Source organism: Mesorhizobium sp. B2-6-2, assembly GCF_006440615.1.
In the GTDB taxonomy this organism is placed as follows: Bacteria; Pseudomonadota; Alphaproteobacteria; order Rhizobiales; family Rhizobiaceae; genus Mesorhizobium.
Genome location: NZ_VFUG01000005.1, coordinates 289,696 through 313,637, shown reverse-complemented (window position 1 = coordinate 313,637; position 23,942 = coordinate 289,696). Strand labels below are relative to the sequence as shown.

Below are 23,942 nucleotides of genomic sequence, written 5' to 3'. Positions count from 1 at the left end.
CCGATCATGGGGATGTCTGCTGCAGGCGCAAGTGGCTCGGGGCGAGGCGGACGCGGCCATAGGCGGCGCGGCCGTCACCACGCCCTGATGTCTGAAATCAACGTCACGCCGATGGTCGATGTGATGCTGGTGCTGTTGATCATCTTCATGGTCGCGGCGCCGCTGCTCACCGTCGGGGTTCCGATCGACCTGCCGGACACGCAGGCCAAGGCGATGAATGTCGACACGCAGCCGATCACCGTTTCGATCGATTCGGCGGGCAAGATTTTCCTGCAGGAGACCGAGATCCCGATCGAGGAGCTGGTAGCCAAGCTGCAGGCGATCTCGAAGACCGGTTACGACGAACGCATCTTCATCCGCGGCGACAAGTCGACCGACTACGGCACGGCAATGAAGGTGATGGCCCGCATTTCGGCGGCCGGCTACAAGAATATCGGCCTGGTCTCGCTGCAGGAACAGGATCAGTAGACGCCAAATGCGGACCGGCCTCACCTCATCGGTGATCTTGCATACGGTGGCGCTGGCCTTCGGGCTGTTCACGCTGTCGTCGCCACCTGCCATGCCGGCGGCCGACGTGGAGTCGGTGGCGGTCGACATCGTGCCTATGGAAGCCGTGCCGCAGACGCTGCAGGGCGACAAGAAGTCGGTGATGCATGAAAAACCGGCGCCGCTGCCGACCAAGCGGCCGGACGTCGTGCCCAATGCACAGAAGGTCGGCGAGAACACCGTTGATACCGACAAGCCGGTGACGGACGAAGCCAAGCCGAAGCCGGTCGAGAAAACGGCGGCGCCGCCGCCCGCGCCGACGCCGACCGAGAAGCCGGCGGTCGAGGACGTGCCCAAGCCGCAGGAAAAGCCGAAGCCGATCCCGGCAACGGAAGTCGCGCCGACGCCGACGCCGAAGGAAGAGGTCAAGCCCGAGCCGGTCAAGCAGACGGAGCCCAAGCCGACACCGGCCAAGCAGCCGACACCGACGCCGCCGAAGGACACGACCGCCGCTATCCCGAAGGACGAGGTGAAGCCCGACGCCGTCGCCGAGGCGATCGCCCAGCAGCAACCCACCGACGAGGCTAAGCTTCCAGACTCCGCGCCTGCGCCGGAAGCGCGGCCGAAGCCGCAGCCCGCCCAGGCCGAAAGCGCCAAGGCGCCGGACCGCAAGGACGCCGACAAGCCGGTGAAGGAAGCATCTTCCAAGCCGAAGTCGGACGACAAGCAGTTCAATGCCGATGAGATTTCCGCCCTGCTGGACAAGCAGAAGCCGTCCGGCGGCGGCGCGAAGCGCTCGACGCAGCAGGCCTCGCTCGGCGGCGAAAAGGACCAGGGCCAGAAGCTGTCGAAGTCGGAGGAAGGGGCGCTGCGCGATCAGCTTGCGGGTTGCTGGACGTTCCCGGCGGGCATGGAAGCCTCGGACGACCTCATCGCCGTGATCTCGTTCAATCTCGACGCCTCCGGCAAGCTGGACGGCCGGCCTGTCGTCGAGAAATCGAGCGGAAACCGCCAGGTCGACGAAAGCGCGGTGCGCGCTATCCAGAAATGCAACATGGCCGGCCTGCAGGTTCCTCCCGGAAAGCAGGACATCTGGGCGCAGATCAAGGTCACTTTCGATCCGAGGGAAATGCTTGGCCTCTGAGGCCTGCCCTCCGCACAATCAGCGAAGAGAAGCGAGAAGATATGAAATTCACCCTCAAGCCGCTCCTGATGGTCGCGACAATAGCACTGGGTTCTCTCGTTGGCGCGGCCGCGCCGGCATGGGCTCTCGTCGAGATCAACGTCAACAAGGGCAATGTCGAACCGCTGCCGATCGCCATCACGGATTTTCAGTCGAATGATGCGCTGGGCGCGCAGATCACCGAGATCGTCACCGCCGACCTGAAGCGGTCCGGCCTGTTCGCGCCGATCGACAAGAGCGCCTTCATCGAAAAGATTTCCGGCCCGGACGCCACGCCGCGCTTCGACGACTGGAAGGTGATCAACGCGCAGGCGCTGGTCACCGGCAGCGTCGGCAAGGAAGCCGACGGCCGCATCCGCGCCCAGTACCGGTTGTGGGATACGTTTGCGGGCCAGCAGATGGCGGGCGAGCAATTCTTCGCCAACGACGCCAACACCAGGCGCGTCGCCCATATCATCGCCGACGCCATTTATGAGCGGATCACCGGCGAAAAAGGCTATTTCGACACGCGCGTCGTCTTCGTCGACGAGTCCGGCGCCAAGAACGCCCGCAAGAAGCGGCTCGCCATCATGGACCAGGACGGCGCCAACATACGCTACCTGTCGGACGGCCGCGCGATCGTTCTGACGCCGCGTTTTTCGCCGAACCGGCAGGAAATCACCTACATGTCCTATGAAAGCGGGCAGCCGAAGGTGTATCTGCTGCAGATCGAGACCGGACAGCGCGAGCTGGTGGGCAACTTCCCCGGCATGACGTTCGCGCCGCGCTTCTCGCCCGACGGCCAGAAGGTGATCATGAGCCTGCTGCGCGACGACGGCAACTCCAACATCTTCGCCATGGATCTGAGGAGCCGCTCGACGACGCGGCTCACCGATTCGACCGCGATCGACACTTCTCCCTCCTATTCGCCGGACGGCTCGCAGATCGTCTTCACCTCCGACCGCGGCGGCGGCAGCGGCCGTTCGCAGATCTATGTCATGGGCGCGGACGGCTCCAATCCGCACCGCATCTCCTTCGGCGACGGCGTCTATTCGACGCCCGTCTGGTCGCCGCGCGGCGACCTCATCGCCTTCACCAAGCAGAGCGGCGGCGAGTTCCAGATCGGCGTCATGAAGACCGACGGCTCGAGCGAGCGCATCCTGTCCTCCGGCTTCCAGCAGGAAGGTCCGACCTGGGCGCCGAACGGCCGCGTGCTGATGTTCTTCCGCGACTCCGCCGGCGGCCCCAAGCTGGTCTCGGTCGATCTCACCGGCCGCAACGAGCAGCAGATTCCGACGGCGAACTATGCTTCGGACCCGGCTTGGTCGCCGTTGCTTGAATAGGAACTGAGGAACTGAAGAATTGAAGAACTGAAGAATTGAAGAATTGAAGAATTGAAGAATTGAAGAATTGAGAAAGAGGGTAGCTACATCAAGCGCGCGAAGGATCTGGAGGTCTATAGGAGTGCTTATGCAGTTTCCCTCGACGTCCATAGAGCCACACTCGTTTTCCCGAAAATCGAGCAATACGCGCTGGCTGACCAAATGCGTCGATCCGGCAAGGCGATCTGCGCCAATCTGGCTGAGGGCTTCGCCAAACAGACCCATTCCAGGCCCGAATTCGCGCGGTTCATCTCGATGGCTCTGGGATCGTGCAGCGAAATGGAAACGTGGATTTCTTACGCGTTTGATCTTGGCTACATCACGCAGCCGCAACGCGACGAATGGCTGCAAGCCTATGCCCACATCTATGGAATGCTGGTGAATCTGAGGGAGAGATTGAAGTGACCCTTTTCGCCAATTCTTCAATTCCTCAATTCTTCAATTCCCCTTTTTCACAACCCGGTCGCGTTTTGGCCGCATTTCCGCCTACGGTCCGCGCGCAGTGTCGCCCCTTCGTAAAGCGCGGGGCAAGCAGTCGCGGACGGCGGCTCGAAACCAAACATTAACCGTGTTTCTTGAATGCCGGTTAACCCAAACGTGGTTACTGGGTGATCAACGAAATCATTCATATGCGAAGGAGAGGCGGCATGGGCCGTATCGCAGCACTTACCAGAAACCCAGCGATGATCGCTCTCGTGATGGCGCTCGCCATTACCGGTTGCGCCTCGAAGAAGACTCCGAACAGCGCGGCCGATCTCGGCCTCAACGGTGCCGGCGCCGCGACGCCCGGTTCGGCGCAGGACTTCACCGTCAACATCGGCGACCGCATCTTCTTCGACACCGATTCCTCGTCGATCCGCGCCGACGCGCAGACCACGCTGGCCCGCCAGGCGCAGTGGCTGAACCAGTATCGCCAGTATGCGATCGTCATCGAAGGCCATGCCGACGAGCGCGGCACGCGTGAGTACAATCTGGCACTGGGCGCCCGCCGCGCCGCCGCCACGCGCGACTTCCTGGTCTCCAAGGGCGTCTCCGCCGGCCGCCTGAAGACGATCTCTTACGGCAAGGAGCGTCCGGTCGCGGTCTGCGACGACATCTCCTGCTGGTCGCAGAACCGCCGCGCCGTCACCACGCTTTCCGGCGCCGGCTCCTGACGCATGACACCGAAGATCGGGGTCGATTTTCGGTAAGGGCGCTCGGCGTCCCGGGCGACAAAAATACAACATCCCAAAAATGAAAGGCGGCCTCAGGGCCGCCTTTTTCCTTTGCAACAAACCGAAACAAAATTTGGCCGAAGTCTCGCGTCCTGCTATGAGCGCGAGGGCGCTTCCTCCCCTTGTTTGATTTGGAAAGGCGCATCAGGCCAACACCCACCGCGAGAGACAGAATGCACTTCAGAACGGTCCTGAGCGGCACGCTTGCGTTGCTGCTCGTATCAAGCCTCCCAAGCCTTGCAGCGCCGGCCGACAGTGCCGGGCCGGCCGCCGACAGCGGGTTCACCTTCCATCTGCCTACGCTCGGCATCTTCGGCGACAAGAAGAAGCCGGAACAGGCGCAGGTCGCGCAACAGGAGGGCGGCGCCGGCGTGACTGGTCTGGAAGACCAACTGCGCCAGCTGAACGGCAAGATCGAGGAGATGAATTTCCAGATCCTGCAGATGCAGGAACAGATCCGCAAGCAGCAGGAAGACAATGAGTTCCGTTTCCAGCAGCTCGAGGGCCAAGGAGGCGCCAAACCGGCCGGGCAGAAGAAATCGGAAGCCGCGCCCCAGGATGGGAACAGCCATGCCGGCAACACCAATCTCGGCAATGCCGGCACCGGTCAATCCGGCACCGGCGATGCCGGAGCCGACAACGGCGTCGCCCAGGCCCCGGCGACGCAGGCGCCGGCCGGCACCGGTTCGCAAAACGGCGGCAAAAGCGTTGGCGACGTCATCGTGGAATCGCAGACCGGCGATCCCGGCAAGCTGATCACCGGCGCGCCGCCGAAGAATTTCGGCACCATCACCGTCGACAAGAACGGCAACGTGGTCAACGCCGAGACCGGCCCGCAGGCCAGCGCGCCGGCGGAAGCTCCCGCGCCCACGGCAGGCGCTCCTCCCGCCGAAACGCCGGCCAAGAAGAGCAAGTCCGGCGGCACCGAAGTGGCGGCCCTGCCGTCGACCAACGATCCCGACGAGCTCTATCGCAATTCCTACCAATTCATCCTGTCGGGCGATTATCCGACCGCCGAGCAGGGTTTTCGCGACCATATTTCCCGCTTCCCCAAGGACGCCAAGGCGGCTGATGCGCATTACTGGCTGGGCGAGTCGCTGCTCGGGCAGCAGAAATACCGTGACGCGGCCGAAGTCTTCCTCGCCGCCAGCAAGGATTATCCGAAGGCCAAGAAGGCGCCCGACATGCTGCTCAAACTTGGCGTTTCGCTGGTCGGCCTGAAGCAGAACGACGTCGCCTGCGCCACCTTCGGTGAAATCGGCAAGCGCTATCCCGATGTTTCCGGCGCGCTCAAGGAACGCATCAAGCAGGAAAGGGCCTTGGCGTCGTGCTGACGCCTGACAGCAAACCTGACCTTTTGGACTGCCTTTTCTCCGACCTGGATCTTTCGACCGGTGCCGTTGCAGCCGTGTCCGGCGGCAGCGACTCGACCGCCCTTCTCCTTCTCCTCAAAGATCACCTCGACCGGACCGCATCGGCCGCCAGGCTGCTCGCGGTGACCGTCGATCATGGCCTGAGGCCGGACTCGGCCGCTGAGGCGCGGCTCGTTCAACGCTTCTGCGCCGAGCACGGCATCGCGCATCGCATTCTTGCCTGGCGCGGCGACAAGCCCGCGACCGGTCTGGCAGCCGCCGCCCGCGAGGCGCGCTACAGGCTGCTTGCCGAAGCTGCCGACGCCGAAGGCATCAAGCTGATCCTGACCGGCCACACAGCCGACGACCAGGCCGAGACGGTGCTGATGCGGCAGGCGCGCGACGATGAGGGCCGAGGCCTCGCCGGCATGGCGCCCGCCACGCTGTTCGACTGGCGGACATGGATCGTCCGGCCGCTGCTTGGCACAAGGCGCGCGGCACTGCGCGAGATGCTGCGGGCCCGCGACATCGGCTGGATCGAGGACCCGACCAATGCCGATGCCCGCTTCGAGCGGCCGCGCGTGCGAGCGAAGCTCGCGCAGGGCGACGGCGAACAGCGTATCGCGCAGGCGCTGGCACGGGCCGGCCAGGCGGCTTTCGGGCGCCGGGACGTCGGCCGCCGCGCCGCCACGCTCATCGACACCTTTGCCGGCAGGCCGGTTCCGGGCCTCATCCGCCTCGATCGCGAGCTTGCCGGACATGAGGATGGCCAAGCCGTCATCCATGCGCTGCGCATCCTGTTGGCCACCGTCGGCGGCGTCTCGTTTCTCGCCGCCGAGACGCGCTGCGCTGCGCTGCTTTCGCGCCTGCGGTCCGCTCCGTTTCGCGCCACATTGTCGCGGACGGTTATCGACGCGCGACGAACCGGCATTTTCCTTCGCCGCGAGAACCGCAACCTGCCTGTGGCCGCGCCACCGGAGCACAACCGGCTCTGGGACAATCGGCGGCGCATCACTTTGAAAGACGGGCCGGGCGACTTGGTGATCGCGCCGCTGGGGGCCGCCGCCGGCAAAGCGTTCTTGAGCGAGGATGTCCCGCCGAGCCTTTCGCGCGCCGCGCTTGCCGCGGAGCCCGCGCTATGGTCCGCCGGCAAATGTCTTGGTCTTGCGGGCGGCAATGCCGGCTCGCGATCGGTCTCGATCGCTCCGGCGGTGGCTCCTTTCGCGCGCTTCCTGCCGTCCTTCGACATCGAGCCCGCCGCCGCCGCGGCGGCCCTGGTCGGCGCGCCGCCGTTGCCGGCACTGCCATTCCGCCGCCATGATGATGGCCGAGGGTGGGCGAAAGCTTAACCGATACGTGCTGTTCTGCTTGGCAAGGGGGGGCGCTCTCCCTATGTTAGGCCCAAGCTAATCCATCATCGCGGGTCCGCGCGCGGACGCCAACGGGACAATAGATGAATCCGAATTATCGCAACCTCGCGCTCTGGGCGATCATAGCGGTCCTGCTCATAGCCCTGTTCAATCTTTTCCAGACGCCGCAGACGCGCGGCGCCACCACGGATATCGCCTATTCGCAGTTCCTGCAGGACGTCGCGTCGGGCCGGGTCAAAAGCGTGACCATCGCCGGCGCCCGCATCTTCGGCAACTACACGGACAACGCCAACGGCTTCCAGACCTATTCGCCCGGCGACCCGTCGCTGGTCTCCAGGCTGCAGGACAAGAACGTCACTATCACCGCCAAGCCCGAGACCGACGGCTCCAATTCGCTGTTCGGCTATCTGATCTCGTGGTTGCCGATGATCCTGATCCTCGGCGTGTGGATATTCTTCATGCGCCAGATGCAATCAGGCTCCGGCCGCGCCATGGGCTTCGGCAAGTCGAAGGCCAAGCTTTTGACCGAGGCGCATGGCCGCGTCACCTTCCAGGACGTCGCCGGCGTCGACGAGGCCAAGGAGGATCTTGAAGAGATCGTCGAGTTCCTGCGCGATCCGCAGAAATTCCAGCGCCTCGGCGGCAAGATCCCGCGCGGTGTGCTCCTAGTCGGCCCGCCCGGCACCGGCAAGACGCTGCTCGCCCGCTCGGTCGCCGGTGAAGCCAACGTGCCGTTCTTCACCATTTCCGGCTCGGACTTCGTCGAGATGTTCGTCGGCGTCGGCGCAAGCCGTGTGCGCGACATGTTCGACCAGGCCAAGAAGAACGCGCCCTGCATCATCTTCATCGACGAAATCGATGCCGTCGGCCGCCATCGCGGCGCCGGCCTCGGCGGCGGCAATGACGAACGCGAGCAGACGCTGAACCAGCTGCTGGTCGAGATGGACGGTTTCGAGTCCAACGAGAGCATCATCCTCATCGCCGCCACCAACCGGCCCGACGTGCTCGACCCGGCGCTGCTGAGGCCCGGCCGTTTCGATCGACAGGTCGTGGTGCCGAACCCCGACATCGTCGGCCGCGAGAAGATCCTCAAGGTGCATGTGCGCAACGTGCCGCTGGCGCCCAATGTCGACCTCAAGGTGGTTGCGCGCGGCACCCCGGGCTTTTCCGGCGCCGATCTGATGAACCTCGTCAACGAATCCGCGCTGATGGCGGCACGCCGCAACAAGCGGCTCGTCACCATGGCCGAGTTCGAGGACGCCAAGGACAAGATCATGATGGGCGCCGAGCGCCGCTCGTCGGCGATGACGCAGGCCGAGAAGGAGCTGACCGCCTATCACGAGGCCGGGCACGCGATCCTGGCGCTCAACGTGCCGTCGGCCGATCCGCTGCACAAGGCAACCATCATCCCGCGCGGCCGCGCGCTCGGCATGGTCATGCAGTTGCCGGAAGGCGACCGCTATTCGATGAGCTACAAGTACATGATCTCGCGGCTTGCGATCATGATGGGCGGCCGCGTCGCCGAGGAGTTCAAGTTCGGCAAGGAGAACATCACGTCGGGCGCCTCCTCCGATATCGAGCAGGCGACCAAGCTGGCGCGCGCCATGGTCACGCGCTGGGGCTTCTCCGACAAGCTCGGCCACGTCGCCTATGGCGACAACCAGGAAGAGGTCTTCCTCGGCCATTCGGTGGCGCGCACCCAGAACATCTCGGAAGAGACGGCGCAGATCATCGACGCCGAGGTGCGGCGCCTGATCGACGACGCCTATTCGACCGCCAAGACCATCCTGACCAAGAAGAAGAAGGAATGGATCGCGCTCGCCGAGGGACTGCTCGAATACGAGACGCTGTCCGGCGACGAGATCAAGCAACTGATCGCGGGCAACAAGCCTGCCCGCGACCTCGGCGACGACACCCCGCCCAGCCGCGGCTCGGCCGTGCCGAAGGCCGGCACCGGCGGCCGCCGCAAGAAAGGCCCCGAGCCCGAAGGCGGCATGGAGCCGCAGCCGTCAAGCTGACCAGGTTATGAATTGTAGAAGAACGCCGCGACTTCAAACCCGCGGCGTTCTTTTGTCTGAAGCTACCTAACGCGCGTCGCGCTGAACCGGATTCAGGCAACGCGCTTTAAGTCTCGTTTTGCTGCACGTCGTTGTCCCGGAATCGCTGCGCACTTTTGGGCGACATGCATTAGAGCCACCTCAGAGGGTCTGCGGCGCGAGTGCGCTTGCCTTGCCTTGGCGCTGCCTGGCGGCGCGGCCGGCATATTCTTTGCCCCATCTGGCCAGTGGGATCAGCGCATTGTCCAGCTCGACGCCGAATTCGGTGATCGAGTATTCGACCCTGGGCGGTACTTCCGCGAAGATTTCGCGATTGACCAGGCCATCGGCTTCCATCTCGCGGAGCTGCTGAATCAGCATCTTTTCGCTGATTTCGGGCACAAGGCGCTTCAGCTCACCGAATCGTGCCGGGGCCTTGTGCAACTGCCAGAGCAGCAACGCCTTCCATTTGCCGCCGATCGCTTCGAGCGCAGGGCCTAGTCCGCAACTATTTGGCTGTCTCTTTCCCATGTTTCATCCAGTTCTGAGCAATCGGTGGGTACCTTACTTTTTTGTCGGTACTTGAGAAAAGCTCGGCCGGTCCATAGCTTCCTGGCATCGTCGGAAACCGGCGAACACCACAACATCATATCGGTAGCGTGCTTCGGTCTGCAAAGGCCGTTGGCGGACGGATATTGTCAAAAGAGAGAAATCATGACGCGATACACGAACAAGAAGGCCGTGGTGATCGGCGGCACACACGGCATGGGCCTGGCTGTCGCCGAGCTCCTCGTCGAAGGCGGCGCCGAAGTCCTGATCACCGGCCGCGATCAACGCAATATCGAGGCCGCGCGCGAGAAGCTGTTTTCTCGCGCCCACGTCGTGCAGTCCGACATCAGCGCCATGGGCGACATCGCTATGCTCGGGGCGGAAGTCGGACAGAAGCTCGGGCAGATCGACCTCCTTCACATCAATGCCGGGGTCGCTGATCTTGAACCGGTGGAGCATGTCACCGAGGCGAGCTATGACCGCACCTTCAACGTCAATGCCAAAGGCGCCTTCTTCACCGCGCAGCGCCTGCTGCCGCTGATCAGGGACGGCGGCGCCATCGTCTTCACCTCGTCGATCGCCGACGAATCCGGCACCGGCGGCATGAGTGTCTATTCCGGGTCGAAGGCGGCGCTCCGTGCCTTTGCCAAGGTGCTTGCTGCCGAGCTCCTGCCTCGCCGGATCCGCGTCAATGTAGTCAGCCCAGGGTTCATCGACACACCAACGATGGGTGTCGCCGGCGCGTCCGCCCAAGAGCGCGCGGCCTTCATGAAGATAGGCGACGCCGTCACGCCGATGAAGCGTCACGGGACGGCCGAGGAAGTGGCGCGTGCGGTGCTTTTCTTGGCGTTCGATGCCACCTTCACCACGGGTGCGCGGCTGACCGTCGACGGCGGCCTTGGCCAGGATCTGAGCCCGGTACCTGCGTGAACCCCGCAAGCAAGTCACGGAGAAGCAGGATGAGCGATATCGCAGTAATCGGCCTCGGCGCCATGGGCACGGCTCTTGCCCATGCCTTTCTGAATAAAGGGCATAAGGTGACCGTGTGGAACCGTTCCCCGGCAAAGGCGGAGGCTTTGGCGGCCAGAGGCGCTGTCGTGGCCAAGAATGTCGAGGAAGCCGTCAGATCGAGCCCGCTGATCGTGGCGTGCCTCCTGGTCTACGACACGGTTCATGAGGCGTTAGGCACCGCCGAGGCCGCATTCTCGGGGCGCACATTGGTCAATCTCACCAACGGTACGCCCGACCAGGCGCGGGCGATGTCGGACTGGGCCGTAAGGCACGGCGCCAACTATCTCGATGGCGGTATCATGGCGGTGCCGCCGATGATTGGCGGGCAGCATGCCTTGATCCTTTATAGCGGCTCCAGGCAAGCATTCGAAACTCATTCCGGACGGCTCGATGCGCTTGGTGCCAGTCGATATCTTGGCGAGGACGCTGGCCTCGCACCGCTCTACGACATCTCGCTTCTGGCCGGCATGTACGGCCTGTTCGCGGGGGTTCTGCAGGCGTTGGCGCTGACAGGCAAAGCCGGAATTCCGGCTCGCGAATTCATGCCGCTGCTGACCGCCTGGCTTGAGGCAATGCAAGGCGCGCTGCCGAAATGGGCGGAACAGATCGACAGTGGCGATCACACCAGCAATGTCGTTTCCAATCTGGGCATGCAAGCGGACGCCTATGTCAATCTGGTCGATGCCGCCAGGTCGGCCGCAGTCAGCGCCGAACTCGTCCTACCGATGCAAGACCTGATGCGACGCGCAGTGGCCGCCGGCAACGCCAACGCCGATCTTTCTAGTCTGGTCGGACTGCTGCAACGACCGAAAACAGGTGCTTGAAATTGGGCCGGGTTTAGACATCGCGCCCGGCAAAAAAGCCCGCGAGCCTTGCGGCTCGCGGGCTTTCGTCAATCTGTACTAAACGATCAGCTCTTCAGCTTGGCATTGCACAGGCTGTAGAAGCCGCCGCCCTTCTGGATCCACTTGAGACCATTCAGCGTGTTGGCATCCTTGTTGGCATAGTACTGCTCGAGGCAGGTATGCATGCGGCCCTTGGCCGGGGTCTCGGTGGCGAATTTCGGCGAAATCGCCTTCGGGAAGGTCACGCCCTTCGGCGCAGCGACGCTCGGCTTCGCCGGCTCGCTGGTATAGGTGGCTTCCGTCGGTGCAGGCACGGTGTCGTCGTCGGCAGCGGCGGCGCCGCACTCGGCCTTGCGGAAGTCGTTCCACTTCATGCCGTTCAGCTTGTTGGCGGTCTTCGCAGCCTGGTACTTGGTGCTGCATTCGGCCATGCTCAGGCCCTTGCCGCCGTCGGCAGCCGCGGTCGAGGTCTTGGTCGTCGTGGCCGGTTTGGTTTCGGTGGCCGGGGCGGCAGCCGCGGCGGTTGCGCCAGGACCGCACTCGGCCTTGCGGAAGTCGTTCCACTTCATGCCGTTGAGCGTGCCGGCGGATTTTGCAGCCTGGTATTTGGTGCTGCATTCCTTGGAGCTCAGGCCCTTGGCCGCGTCGTCGGCAGCGGCGGCCGCCTTCGTCTTCTTGGCGGGCTTGGTGTCGGCGGCCTTCGTATCGGTCGCCGCCTTGGTATCGGTCGCTGCCTTGGTGTCGGTCGCGGTGGCGTCGCTGCCGCACTGGGCCTTGCGGAACTGGTTCCAGGTCTGGCCGGCGAGCGTTCCCGCATCCTTGGCCGCGTTATACTTGGTGCTGCACTCGGCCATGGTCAGCGCGTTGGCCGGCGCCGCCAGGAACAAGGTTGCGACGGCGATACCCGTCAAAGCTGCAAGTCTATGAATAAGCATGGCGTTTTCTCCCTTGCTGCCGCCAATAAGTGTCCCTATGCCAAATCAATAGCTCTCAATGTCCGGTTGCGCCAGATGCTTCCGGCACAGGCGCCCTCACAAAGTGTGTTATTCGCGATAAGGTGATGAATTGCCTGCCGGTTCGCCGCCAGCCAGGGTTTGCGGGGGCGCCGAAGAGCCTCGCACCGGCAGGTATAGCGCCGCCACGTCAAAGGTGGTGACAGGCTGTCGAATCGCTTGCACCGCGCGCTACAATGTTTTTCTAAGGATTGGTAATATACAATCACGAAATTTGATGATCGGATGCTGCCCAATTTGTGGCAATACGGGCGGCTGAAAAACCGACGGGGACTTTGAGACACATGGCAGGTCAGTATTTCGGCACCGACGGTATCCGCGGACGCGCCAATAAATTTCCGATGACGGCCGAGATCGCCATGCGCGTCGGCATGGCCGCCGGGCTCTCTTTCCAGCGCGGCAATCATCGTCATCGCGTCGTGCTCGGCAAGGACACGCGGCTTTCCGGCTACATGATCGAGAACGCCATGGTGGCGGGCCTGTGCGCCGCCGGCATGGACGTGTTCCTGCTCGGCCCCATACCGACGCCCGCGGTCGCCATGCTGGTGCGCTCGCTGCGCGCCGACATCGGGGTGATGATCTCGGCCTCGCACAATCCTTACTACGACAACGGCATCAAGCTGTTCGGTCCCGACGGCTACAAGCTCTCCGACGAGATCGAGGAACGCATCGAAGGCATGCTCGACAAGGATATCGAGCTGGCGCTCGCCGATTCCGACGGGCTCGGCCGCGCCAAGCGCGTCGACGGCGTGCATGACCGCTATATCGAATTCGCCAAGCGCACGTTGCCGCGCTCGATGTCGCTTTCGGGGCTGAGGATCGTCGTCGACTGCGCGAACGGCGCGTCCTACAAGGTGGCGCCCGAGGCGCTGTGGGAACTCGGCGCCGAGGTGGTGGCGATCAATGTCGAGCCGAACGGCTTCAACATCAACAAGGAGTGCGGCTCGACCCATCCGGCCGGCCTGCAGAAGAAGGTGCACGAGGTGCGCGCCGATATCGGCATCGCGCTCGACGGCGACGCCGACCGGGTGGTGATCGTCGACGAGAACGGCACCATCGTCGACGGCGACCAGATCATGGCCCTGATCGCCGAGTCCTGGCACCAGAGCGGGAGGCTGGCCGGCGGCGGCGTCGTCTCCACCGTGATGTCCAATCTCGGGCTGGAGCGCTTTCTTGGCGACATGAAGCTGCAGCTGCACCGCACCAAGGTCGGCGACCGCTATGTGGTCGAGCACATGCGCGCGCATGGCTTGAATGTCGGCGGTGAGCAGTCCGGCCATATCGTGCTTTCCGATTTCTCGACCACCGGCGACGGCCTGGTCTCGGCGCTGCAGGTGCTGGCCTGCATCAAGCGGCAGAACCGGCCGGTCAGCGAATTGTCGAAGAAGTTCGAGCCGGTGCCGCAGCTTCTGAAGAATGTCCGCATCTCCGGCGGCAAGCCGCTGGAGGAAGCGCCGGTCAAGGCGGCCATCGAGGATGCGCGCAACCGGCTGGGCAAGGCCGGCCGCCTCGTGATCCGTCCCTCCGGCACCGAGCCGCTCATCCGGGTCATGGCCGAGGGCGATGACCCGCAACTGGTCGAAGCGGTCGTCAACGACATCGTCGGCATCCTGCAGGACACCCGCAGCGCCGCCTGAGCACCGTCCCGCAGTTCCTCTAAGCCCGCCGCCAAGGCGGGCTTTTTTGCTACCGGGCGGGCAGATCGGACAACGGCCTGCCCTCTAAAATTGTATAGATTCGTGGTTAATCGGTACGGTTAAACGGCTTTTAACCTTTGCAATTCATTATCCAAACCCGAGGTCAATCATCTTCGGGCGGGAGTCGTCCCGAGGCTTCTTAGGGGTGACAGAATGTTCAAGACAGCAAGAATGGCATTGCTTGCCGCGCTGTTCGCGGGCTTGGCCGGACCGCTCTTCGCGGCCGACCTCCCCGAACCGCAAATCGAGGAGGCGCCTCCGCCGGTGGTCGAGCAGCAGCCGATCGATATCGGCGGCTGGTATATCCGCGGCGACATCGACTATCACAAGTCGACCGTGCGCGGCATCGACTACATGACCTACGCTGTCGATCCTTGTAACTGCTCGGTCACGCCCGGCAGCAAGAGCTTCGATTTCGGCAAGCTCAAGGGCGGCTTCTCGCTCGGCGGCGGCGTCGGCTACAAGATCAATGATTACTTCCGCACGGATGTGACCGCCGACTACTGGTTCAAGTCGAACTTCAACGGCCAGACCTCGGACCTCGTCTCGACCTCGACCGAAGTGTCGAAGATGAGCGCTCTGCTGCTGCTGGCCAACGCCTATGTCGATATCGGCACTTGGCACGGCGTCACGCCTTATGTCGGCGCCGGCATCGGCGGCGCGCATGTCAAGTGGGACACGGTCCACGATCCGAACACCACCGAGACTAACCCAGGCTCTTCCAACTGGCGCTTTGCCTATGCTCTCATGGCCGGCGCGTCCTACTGCCTGACCGACAGGGTGATCCTCGACGCCGGCTACCGCTTCACCCATATCCAGGGCGGCCGCATGTTCGAATGGGATGTGAGCAGCACCGGACCTGGCTTCGATCGCGGCATCAACACCCATGAAGTGCGCGGCGGCCTGCGCTACCAGTTCGGCGGCAACAATGGCTGCGCCGCACCGGTGGTTGCCTATCAGCCGGAACCGGAACCGATCTACACCAAGTAATCGCCTTTATTATCCCGATGTTCGTCAGCCGCCCGGCGCCAGCCGGGCGGTTTTTGTTATGCAACGCCGGTAAATATTGATCGAAATCAATTCGGTAACTGGCTGTTATCCTTAACCGCCACTTAACCACTATGGTTAACAATGGCTCCTTGAAACGGCGCCCGCGTTCGCGGTTGGCGCCAATTTCAGGAGCCGGGGACCATGATATCCAGATCGCGTATCGCGTCAGCGCTTGCCGCAGCCATCTTGTTGCCGATGACGCCGGCGCTCGCAGCCGACTACGATCCGCCGATCTATGTCGACCAGGCGCCGGACTACCAGCCGGTCGAGGTCGGCTCCGGCTGGTATCTGCGCGGCGATGCCGGCTATGCCTTCAGCCATCCGTTCGAGCACAAGGAGGTATCCTCCGGCCCTCTTAACAGCTTCACCGATGAGGCGAGCCTTTTCACCGGCAGCATCGGTATGGGCTACCACATCAACGACTATCTCCGGGTCGAGTTGAACGGCGGGATACTGCCAACCGACAAGTTCACAGAGAGCGCCAAGCTGGCGGCGACCTGCGACGGACATACGCTGGTAGACGATGGTTTCGGTACCATCAATTCCGTCGCGGCCACCCAGGCGTGCGACCTCACCGACAACGGCTCCAACAAAGGCTACAGCATCATGGCTAACGGCTATGTTGATCTGGGCACTTATGTCGGGATCACCCCATATCTCGGCGGCGGCATCGGTCTCGCCTACAATAAATACTATAGGAGCATAGGTGCGCGCGACTGCGTTGAGACTGCCCCTAATTCTGCCGGTACAGGCGGGTTTTCCTGCGACGACCCCGCTGGGTACGAAGGCCAGACCGACAGCGAGGGCAAGTTCAATCTTGCGTACTCGATCGGTGGCGGCCTGTCCTATCAGGTGACCAAAAACGTGTCTGTCGATCTCGGCTACGAGTATTTTTCGGTGCCAGGCGCCAAATATGTGGCGTATGACGGCGGCGCATTCAACATCCACAAGGGCATCGACTACCAGACGGTCAAGCTCGGATTACGCTACGACCTTTGGTAGAATGGCGGATCTGGAAATTGCAACGGCGGGCCTGGGCCCGCCGTTTTTTATTGCACATGAAGTCACGTGATCGCCTGGTATCCTGGCTGCGACAAAAACTTTCCCCTTGACGCCGGAAGCGTGAGCGCATATCGCCGTCCGTGGGCCACCCCTCCCCAACGAGGGGCCACTATCTGGAAGGATAGACCACGATGACGACGCTTACCAAGCCCGGACTCCGTCCGGCAAACCCCAATTTCTCTTCAGGTCCCTGCGCAAAACGCCCCGGCTGGTCGGTCGAGGCGCTTAAAGCCGCCGCGCTCGGGCGCTCGCACCGCGCCAAGATCGGCAAGGCGAAGCTCGAGCAGGCCATCGAGCTGACGCGCGAAATCCTCAATGTTCCGGCGGACTATCGCATCGGCATCGTGCCGGCGTCGGACACCGGCGCGGTCGAGATGGCGCTATGGTCGCTGCTCGGCGAGCGCGGCGTCGACATGGTCGCCTGGGAAAGTTTTGGCTCCGGCTGGGTGACGGATGTCGTCAAGCAGCTCAAGCTCGCCGATGTTCGCAAGTTCGAGGCCGGCTACGGCGAGCTGCCCGACCTGGCGCAGGTCGATTTCGACCGCGACGTCGTCTTCACCTGGAACGGCACGACCTCGGGCGTGCGCGTGCCGAACGGCGATTTCATTCCCACGAACCGCAAGGGTCTGACCATTTGCGACGCCACCTCGGCGGCGTTCGCGCAAAGGCTCGATTTCGAAAAGCTCGATGTCGTCACCTTCTCCTGGCAGAAGGTGCTGGGCGGCGAGGGCGCGCATGGCATGCTGATCCTGTCGCCCCGCGCCGTCGCGCGGCTGGAGACCTACAAGCCGGCCTGGCCGCTGCCGAAAATCTTCCGCCTGACCTCGGGCGGCAAGCTGATCGAGGGCATCTTCAAGGGCGAGACCATCAACACGCCGTCGATGCTGTGCGTGGAGGATTATCTCGATGCGCTTCAGTGGGCGAAGTCGATCGGCGGCCTGGAAGCGCTGATCGCCCGCGCGGACGCCAATGCTGCGGTGCTCGACCGGTTCGCCGAGAAGTCGACGTGGCTCGGCCACCTCGCCGCCGATCCGGCGACGCGCTCGAACACGTCCGTGTGCCTCTCCTTCACCGACGCGCAAGTGGCGGCGCTCGATGCCGACGGCCAGGCGGCGTTCGCCAAGGGGATCGTGTCCGCGCTCGACAAGGAAGGCGTCGCCTACGACATCGGCTCCTACCGCGATGCGCCGCCCGGCCTGCGCATCTGGTGCGGCGCGACCGTCGAGACCGCCGATCTCGAAGCGTTGCTGCCCTGGCTCGACTGGGCCTTCGCCACGCAGAAGGCGTCGCTCAAGGCAGCGGCCTGAGTTTCATGGTGGCCAGTGGGCCGCCATTTCCCGACACATTCCATTCCCACGTCAAGGAGGCCGCAATGGCGCCCCGCGTTCTCGTTTCGGATAAACTTTCCACCACCGCCGTGCAGATCTTCAAGGATCGCGGCATCGACGTCGACTATCTGCCCGATCTCGGCAAGGACAAGGAAAAGCTCGCCGAGGTGATCGGCCAGTATGACGGCCTCGCCATCCGCTCGGCGACCAAGGTCACCGAGAAGCTGATCAATGCGGCAACCAGGCTCAAGGTCGTCGGCCGAGCCGGTATCGGCGTCGACAATGTCGATATCCCGGCTGCCAGCCGCAAGGGCATCATCGTGATGAACACGCCCTTCGGCAATTCGATCACCACGGCCGAGCATGCGGTGGCGATGATCTTCGCGCTGGCGCGACAGATACCGGAAGCCAATGCCTCGACCCATTCCGGCAAGTGGGAAAAGAACCGCTTCATGGGTATCGAGATCACCAGTAAGACGCTGGGCGTGATCGGCTGCGGCAATATCGGCTCGATCGTCGCCACGCGCGGCGTCGGGCTGAAGATGCATGTGATCGCCTTCGATCCGTTCCTGTCGGACAGCCGCGCCGAGGAGCTCGGCGTTCAGAAGGTCGAGCTCGACGAGCTCTTCGCCCGCGCCGACTTCATCACGCTACACACGCCGCTGACCGACAAGACGCGCAACATCATCGATGCGGCGGCGATCGCCAAGATGAAGGACGGCGTGCGCATCATCAATTGCGCCCGCGGCGGGTTGGTCGTCGAGGCGGACCTGGTCGCGGCGCTGAAGAGCGGCAAGGTGGCGGGCGCGGGCATCGACGTGTTCGAGGTCGAGCCGGCCGAGAACAACCCGCTGTTCGGCATGGAGAATGTCGTGGCGACGCCGCATCTCGGCGCCTCGACCACCGAGGCGCAGGAGAATGTCGCGCTGCAGGTCGCCGAGCAGATGAGCGACTACCTGATCAAGGGCGCGGTCTCCAACGCCATCAACATGCCTTCGATCACAGCCGAGGAGGCGCCGCGGCTGAAACCCTTCGTCAAGCTTGCCGAGGTGCTCGGCGCCTTTGTCGGTCAGGTCACCGAGGATCCGATCAAGGAGGTCGAGATCCTGTTCGACGGCTCGACCGCGACGATGAACACGCGCGCGCTGGTGAGCGCTGCGCTTGCCGGCCTCATCCGGCCGCAGGTCTCCGACGTCAACATGGTGTCGGCGCCAATCATGGTGAAGGAGCGCGGCATCATCGTCGCCGAGGTCAAGCGCGACAAGTCGGGCGTGTTCGACGGCTATATCAAGCTCACCGTCAAGACCGAGCATATGACGCGCTCGATCGCCGGCACCTGCTTCTCCGACGGCAAGCCGCGCTTCATCCAGATCAAGGGCATCAATCTCGACGCCGAGGTCGGCCAGCACATGCTCTACACCACCAATGCCGACGCGCCCGGCATCATCGGCCTGCTCGGCACGGTGTGCGGCGAGAACGGCGTCAACATCGCCAACTTCCAGCTCGGCCGCAACCGGCCGGGCGGCGATGCGATCGCGCTGCTTTATCTCGATGCGCCCTTCCCGGAAAGAGTGCTGGAGCAGGTGCGCGCGCACAAGTCGATCGACTCGGCGAAGCGGCTGCGCTTCGACGTTGGCGGCGAGTAAACGTCCAGACATGAAACGCCCCGCTTGCATCAGCAAGCGGGGCATTCATGAGATGGCCGTCACCCGATGGCTGCTTGCCGGGAAGAAATTGAGAAATTCATCCTGTCTGCAGCGCTGCTCGGCTGCCGCTGTACTCGGCAAGTGCAATGCCGCCGAGGACAAGTGCCAGCGCGAAGGCCTGGTAAGCCTGAAACTGCTCGCCGACGATCAGCACCGAAAGCAACGTGCCGAAGATCGGCACCAGATTGATGAACAGGCCGGCGCGGTTGGCGCCGATCAATTCGTTGCCCTTGATGTAGAGGACCTGCGAGACGACCGAAGCGCCAAGCGCCGTGTAGAGCGTGAGCGCCCAGCCACGGGCGTCCGGCACGATGACGCGGCCAGACGCGACCTCCCAGACGAAGAAGGGCAGGGAAACCAGCAGCGCGGCAATCGACAGCGCCAGCATGAAACTTTGCCAGCGGATTGCCGGCCTGAGGCGCAGTCCCACCGAATAGAGGCTGTAGCAAAGCACCGCCACAAGCATGATGGCGTCGCCGAAATTGAGGTCGAGCTTCAACAACTGGCCGAGGTCGCCATGACTTGCCGTCAGCGCGACGCCGGCGATGGTGAGCACGACGCCGACGATCTGCAGAGGCTGCACGCGCAGCCTGAACAGCACGAAATTGGCAAGGATGATGACGATCGGGATGGCTGCCTGCTCGATCGAGACGTTGATGGCGGTCGTGTAGTTGAGCGCCGTGTAGAAGATGACGTTGAAGATGGTGAAGCCGCAAGCGCCGAGCCCGGCAAGCAGCTTCCAGTGCCTGCGCACTTCGGGCCAATCCTCACGCAGCGTCCGCCAGCCGATGGGCAGCAGGATCAGCACCGCCATCACCCAGCGCAGGAATACCAAGGTCATCGGCGAGACATGGCCGACGGCAAGCTTGCCCGCCACCGAATTGCCGCCCCACAAGAGCATGGTCGACAGAAGGAACAGATAGGCGGCTCGGTGCATGGAGGTTCCCGCCCTGCAGGGTGTTCGAGGGTTCAGCCCGGCCCAAGGCGTGTTGATATTCAGGTGATGCCGGCCTGCAAATGCCGGTTTCCTGCGCTTCCGGTGCTCACGTACTTTAAGTACGCTCCGCTCCGGTTCTCGGAACTCGCCATTTTCGGATCGGCCTGACCTGAATATCAACACGCCTTAGAGTGGCGGCGGCTCCAAGTAAATGATGCGAAAGCCGGAATTTGTTGTGCCTGGATCAGGTTGACGTCTCGCCGTTGGCGTCATCTTGATCCAAGTCCTTGAGGGGCATGGTCACTTGCGGAAGCCGGTTCCCGCTTTTTGGCTTCGCCGACGTTCGGTTCGGGTCACGCTCCAGCGATGGTTTCGGCGGCAAAGAAAGGGTCGCGCCAGCCGCCGCTTGACGCTATAGAGGCCTGTCGTTTCAGGCCGCCCGGGCGGCATTTCAAGGGAAAAGAACATGGCCAATGTGGTGGTCGTCGGCTCGCAGTGGGGCGACGAAGGCAAGGGCAAGATCGTCGACTGGCTGTCGGAACGGGCCGATGTGGTCGTGCGCTTCCAGGGCGGCCACAATGCCGGCCATACGCTGGTCGTCGACGGCAAGGTCTACAAGCTGTCGCTGCTGCCCTCCGGCGTGGTCAGGCAGGGCAAGCTTTCGATCATCGGCAACGGCGTGGTGTTCGACCCGCATGCCTTCGTCGCCGAAGCCAAGAAGCTCAAGGAGCAGGGCGTGGAGGTCACGCCGGAACGCCTGAAAATAGCCGAAAACACCGCGCTTATCCTGTCGCTGCACCGGGAGCTGGACGGATTGCGCGAAGATGCCGCCTCGAATTCCGGAACCAAGATTGGCACGACACGCCGCGGCATCGGCCCCGCCTATGAGGACAAGGTGGGCCGTCGCGCGGTGCGGGTGATGGATTTGGCGGATCTGGAAACGCTGCCCTTGAAGGTCGACAGGCTGCTGACGCACCACAATGCGCTGCGCCGCGGGCTCGGTCATGCGGAAGCGACGCATGAGGCGATCATGCAGGAACTGACCTCGGTGGCCGCCGAGATCCTGCCTTACATGGACCGGGTCTGGAAGGTGCTCGACGACAGGCGCCGCGCCGGCGAACGCATCCTGTTCGAGGGCGCGCAGGGCACGCTGCTCGACATCGACCACGGCACCTATCCCTTCGTCACCTCGTCCAACACCGTGGCCGGGCAGGCCGCAGCCGGTTCGGGCGTGGGCCCCGGCGTCATCGGCTATGTGCTCGGCATCACCAAGGCCTACACGACGCGCGTCGGCGAAGGGCCGTTCCCGACCGAGCAGAAGAACGAGATCGGCGAGTTCCTCGGCACGCGCGGCCACGAGTTCGGCGTCGTCACCGGCCGCAAGCGCCGCTGCGGCTGGTTCGACGCCGTGCTGGTGCGCCAGGCCGTCGCCGTCAACGGCATCAAGGGCATCGCTCTCACCAAGCTCGACGTGCTCGACGGGCTGGACGAGATCAAGGTCTGCACGGGCTATCGCCTCGACGGCGAGACGATCGATTACCTGCCGGCCAGCCAGGGCGCGCAAGCGCGGGTCGAGCCCGTCTACGAGACGCTCGAAGGCTGGAAGGGAACCACGGCCGGCGCCAGAAGCTGGAACGATTTGCCGGCGCAAGCCGTCAAATATGTTCGCTATATCGAGGAGCTGATCGGCGCCCCCGTGGCGTTGCTCTCCACCAGCCCCGAGCGGGACGACACAATACTTGTGACCGACCCGTTTCAAGACTAGTTTCACAGCCCTTCCCGGCGCTATGGCTGATTTGCGGCCGGCGGGAAAAGAATGCAGGTCACCTGACGCATGGCAGATTTCGTTAGTGTTCTGAAAAAGCAGCTCGACAAGAAGGCCGACCCTTCGTTCGAGATGCGCAAGCAGATATACGACGGCGCCCGCGCGGTGCTGGCAAAGAAACTGGCCGAGTATTCCCCGCCGCTTGCGCCCGATGTGGTCAGCAAGCAGAAGCGCTCGCTGGAAGACGCCATTTCCAGTGTCGAGCGCGAGTATGTCAAACGCGTTCCGGCCGAGGATCCGCTGGCGGAGCTGGAGCATATTTTCTCCTCCATCGACCGCAACAAGAACCAGCCGAGCCATTCCCGCCAGCCGGCGGCGCCTGAGCCCGCCAAGCCGGATCCGTTCAAGCCCGAGCCGTTCAGGCCGTCGCCCGCCCCCGCCAGGACCGAACCAAGCTGGCAAAGCGTGCCGAAGGCGGAACCCGCGCGGCAAACTCCTGCGAAAGACGAGCCAGCCTGGCAGAACACGGCAAGGACGGAGCCGAACTGGCAGACCGCGCCAAAGGCGGAACCAACCTGGCAGAAGGCGCCGCCGCCGATGCCGTCGCCGCGCGAAGACGATGTAGGCCTGGCGGGCATGGACGAGGCCGATGACGGCAGCGATGTCTTTGCCAATGACGAGCAGCCGGCGGCCGATACCTTCCAGCGCCTGCGACCACAGCCGCGACAGCGCAAGCGCAGCTATGGCGGCTTGATCGCCGCCGTCATCGCGCTGCTGGTGCTGGCCGGCGGCGGCTACGGCATCTGGCTGAACAAGAATGCGTTCGGCTCGCTCTTCGGCCTTGGCGGCGGTGGCAGCAAGACGGCCTCGACGGAGCCGCTGGTCAAGCCGGCTCCGGCCAAGCCGGCGACGGAGACGGCGGCCGCGCCGGCTGCGTCCGGCGCCGGCGAGGCGGCCGACACCAACAAGTTCACGCAACGCCTGACGCCCGAGGGCAAGGAGACCGATCCCGGCCCGGCCGGCGGACAGGCCACGATCGGCGAAGGCGAATCCGTCGCGGCGCTGACCTCGCGGCCGCCGGCGACGACCCCGCCTGCGTCGGCCACGCCTGCTCCGGCCACGCCTGCTCCGGCCACGCCAACGCCCGAGGCGCCTGCCGCCGGAGCGCCGGCGACCGACGCTGCCCATCCAACGCCGCCCGCAGCCGGAATCACGCCGCCGGCGGCTACCGCGGCAACGCCGCCCGCAGCCGGCGCCACGCCGCCTGCGGCAGCGACAACGCCGCCGCCCGCGGGCACGACACCGGCTGCGCCGGCGCCGGCGACTGCCGAGGCAACGGTGCCAGTCGGGCAGAAGGCGATCTTCTATGAGGAGCGCACCAGCACGCAGCAGGGCACGGCCGAGCCAGGCAGCATCGTGTGGTCGCTTGTGCAGGAATCGCCCGGCGGCGACCTGCCGCCGGAACCGGCGATCCGCGCCGAGGCGACGATCCCGGGCAAGAATATCCAGCTGCGCATGACGATCCGGCGCAACACCGACCAGACGCTGCCCGCCAGCCACATCATCGAGATGATCTTCTTGACGCCGGAAGGGTTCGACGGCGGCGGCGTCGACAACATCCTGCGCATCGCCATGAAGAGCTCCGAACAGGATGCCGGCAGCCCTCTGATCGGCATCCCGGCCAAGATCGCCGACGGCTTCTTCCTCGTCGCGCTGAACGACACCAAGGCCGACGAGGACGCCAACCTGACGCTGCTGAGAGGCCAGGCCTGGATCGACGTGCCGGTGGTCTACAAGACCGGACGCCGCGCCCTGCTCACCATGGAAAAGGGCATCCCCGGCGAGAAGGTGTTCGACGAGGCGCTGAAGGCCTGGGCGGCGAAGACATCGGGGTGATGGCAGCGGCGGTTTTAAGCCGCCGCTTAGTGCGTTTCACGGAAACGACGAAACGCCCTATCTCTTTGTTTTTTATGCAAT

The 23,942-nt window shown here is 63.8% G+C and carries 20 protein-coding genes; 17 read left to right on the top strand and 3 right to left on the bottom strand.

Going from position 1 to position 23,942, the window contains the following annotated elements; all coding sequences use genetic code 11:
* Window positions 1–12: 12 nt before the first annotated feature.
* The 8 genes from tolR (at window position 13) to ftsH (ending at window position 8,984) form a co-directional block, all read left to right on the top strand.
* Entirely contained in the window at window positions 13–468 is a 456-nt protein-coding gene (tolR, locus tag FJ419_RS14015; RefSeq protein WP_140693426.1) for a protein TolR, read from the top strand.
* Window positions 469–475: 7 nt separating this feature from the next.
* The gene (locus FJ419_RS14010) at window positions 476–1,630 is read left to right on the top strand and encodes a cell envelope integrity protein TolA (RefSeq protein WP_140693423.1); all 1,155 of its coding nucleotides are present in this window, start codon (window positions 476–478) and stop codon (window positions 1,628–1,630) included.
* A 68-nt stretch (window positions 1,631–1,698) separates the two neighbouring features.
* A complete protein-coding gene (gene tolB, locus FJ419_RS14005; protein ID WP_246673510.1) occupies window positions 1,699–2,991 on the top strand; it encodes a Tol-Pal system beta propeller repeat protein TolB in 1,293 nt (430 codons plus the stop codon).
* Between the two features lie 66 nt (window positions 2,992–3,057).
* Complete coding sequence (locus FJ419_RS14000) at window positions 3,058–3,435, top strand: four helix bundle protein (RefSeq protein WP_140693420.1); 378 nt, start codon at window positions 3,058–3,060, stop codon at window positions 3,433–3,435.
* Between the two features lie 242 nt (window positions 3,436–3,677).
* Complete coding sequence (gene pal / locus FJ419_RS13995; RefSeq protein ID WP_095767281.1) at window positions 3,678–4,184, top strand: peptidoglycan-associated lipoprotein Pal; 507 nt, start codon at window positions 3,678–3,680, stop codon at window positions 4,182–4,184.
* Between the two features lie 233 nt (window positions 4,185–4,417).
* Complete coding sequence (gene ybgF / locus FJ419_RS13990; RefSeq protein WP_140693417.1) at window positions 4,418–5,578, top strand: tol-pal system protein YbgF; 1,161 nt, start codon at window positions 4,418–4,420, stop codon at window positions 5,576–5,578.
* Window positions 5,572–6,945: a tRNA lysidine(34) synthetase TilS gene (gene tilS / locus FJ419_RS13985; RefSeq protein ID WP_140693414.1), complete on the top strand. Its 1,374-nt coding sequence runs from the start codon at window positions 5,572–5,574 to the stop codon at window positions 6,943–6,945. The genes ybgF and tilS overlap by 7 nt, the downstream gene beginning before the upstream one ends.
* Window positions 6,946–7,049: 104 nt before the next feature.
* On the top strand, window positions 7,050–8,984 hold the full coding sequence (ftsH, locus tag FJ419_RS13980) for an ATP-dependent zinc metalloprotease FtsH (RefSeq protein WP_095767284.1): 1,935 nt from the start codon (window positions 7,050–7,052) through the stop codon (window positions 8,982–8,984).
* 180 nt (window positions 8,985–9,164) lie between these two features.
* Here ftsH and FJ419_RS13975 read toward each other — a convergent pair whose 3' ends face one another.
* A complete protein-coding gene (locus tag FJ419_RS13975; protein WP_140693411.1) occupies window positions 9,165–9,533 on the bottom strand; it encodes a helix-turn-helix domain-containing protein in 369 nt (122 codons plus the stop codon).
* A gap of 183 nt (window positions 9,534–9,716) precedes the next feature.
* Between FJ419_RS13975 and FJ419_RS13970 the strand changes: the two genes are divergently transcribed.
* Complete coding sequence (locus FJ419_RS13970; protein WP_140693407.1) at window positions 9,717–10,481, top strand: SDR family oxidoreductase; 765 nt, start codon at window positions 9,717–9,719, stop codon at window positions 10,479–10,481.
* Window positions 10,478–11,386, top strand: coding sequence for an NAD(P)-binding domain-containing protein (locus tag FJ419_RS13965; protein ID WP_348642815.1), 909 nt, complete (start codon window positions 10,478–10,480; stop codon window positions 11,384–11,386). Before FJ419_RS13970 ends, FJ419_RS13965 begins: the two co-directional genes overlap by 4 nt.
* 86 nt (window positions 11,387–11,472) lie before the next feature.
* Here FJ419_RS13965 and FJ419_RS13960 read toward each other — a convergent pair whose 3' ends face one another.
* The gene (locus tag FJ419_RS13960) at window positions 11,473–12,342 is read right to left on the bottom strand and encodes a hypothetical protein (protein ID WP_140693380.1); all 870 of its coding nucleotides are present in this window, start codon (window positions 12,340–12,342) and stop codon (window positions 11,473–11,475) included.
* 362 nt (window positions 12,343–12,704) lie between these two features.
* Between FJ419_RS13960 and glmM the strand changes: the two genes are divergently transcribed.
* From glmM to serA, 5 genes are all read left to right on the top strand, one after another.
* On the top strand, window positions 12,705–14,057 hold the full coding sequence (glmM, locus tag FJ419_RS13955) for a phosphoglucosamine mutase (RefSeq protein ID WP_140546026.1): 1,353 nt from the start codon (window positions 12,705–12,707) through the stop codon (window positions 14,055–14,057).
* Between the two features lie 213 nt (window positions 14,058–14,270).
* A complete protein-coding gene (locus tag FJ419_RS13950) occupies window positions 14,271–15,107 on the top strand; it encodes an outer membrane protein (protein WP_140546025.1) in 837 nt (278 codons plus the stop codon).
* A gap of 201 nt (window positions 15,108–15,308) precedes the next feature.
* Complete coding sequence (locus tag FJ419_RS13945; RefSeq protein ID WP_140693374.1) at window positions 15,309–16,169, top strand: outer membrane beta-barrel protein; 861 nt, start codon at window positions 15,309–15,311, stop codon at window positions 16,167–16,169.
* A 191-nt stretch (window positions 16,170–16,360) separates the two neighbouring features.
* Window positions 16,361–17,536, top strand: coding sequence for a phosphoserine transaminase (locus FJ419_RS13940; RefSeq protein WP_140693370.1), 1,176 nt, complete (start codon window positions 16,361–16,363; stop codon window positions 17,534–17,536).
* A 65-nt stretch (window positions 17,537–17,601) separates the two neighbouring features.
* Entirely contained in the window at window positions 17,602–19,203 is a 1,602-nt protein-coding gene (gene serA, locus FJ419_RS13935) for a phosphoglycerate dehydrogenase (RefSeq protein WP_140693367.1), read from the top strand.
* A 97-nt stretch (window positions 19,204–19,300) separates the two neighbouring features.
* On the opposite strand, the gene FJ419_RS13930 is transcribed toward serA, so the two are convergent.
* Window positions 19,301–20,200, bottom strand: a complete 900-nt coding sequence (locus FJ419_RS13930) for a DMT family transporter (RefSeq protein WP_140693360.1) — start codon at window positions 20,198–20,200, stop codon at window positions 19,301–19,303.
* 466 nt (window positions 20,201–20,666) lie between these two features.
* On the opposite strand from FJ419_RS13930, the gene FJ419_RS13925 reads away from it, so the two are divergent.
* Both FJ419_RS13925 and FJ419_RS13920 read left to right on the top strand, forming a co-directional pair.
* Window positions 20,667–21,965, top strand: coding sequence for an adenylosuccinate synthase (locus tag FJ419_RS13925; RefSeq protein WP_140546020.1), 1,299 nt, complete (start codon window positions 20,667–20,669; stop codon window positions 21,963–21,965).
* 69 nt (window positions 21,966–22,034) lie between these two features.
* The gene (locus tag FJ419_RS13920; protein ID WP_140693357.1) at window positions 22,035–23,861 is read left to right on the top strand and encodes a hypothetical protein; all 1,827 of its coding nucleotides are present in this window, start codon (window positions 22,035–22,037) and stop codon (window positions 23,859–23,861) included.
* The last annotated feature ends 81 nt before the right edge of the window (window positions 23,862–23,942 follow it).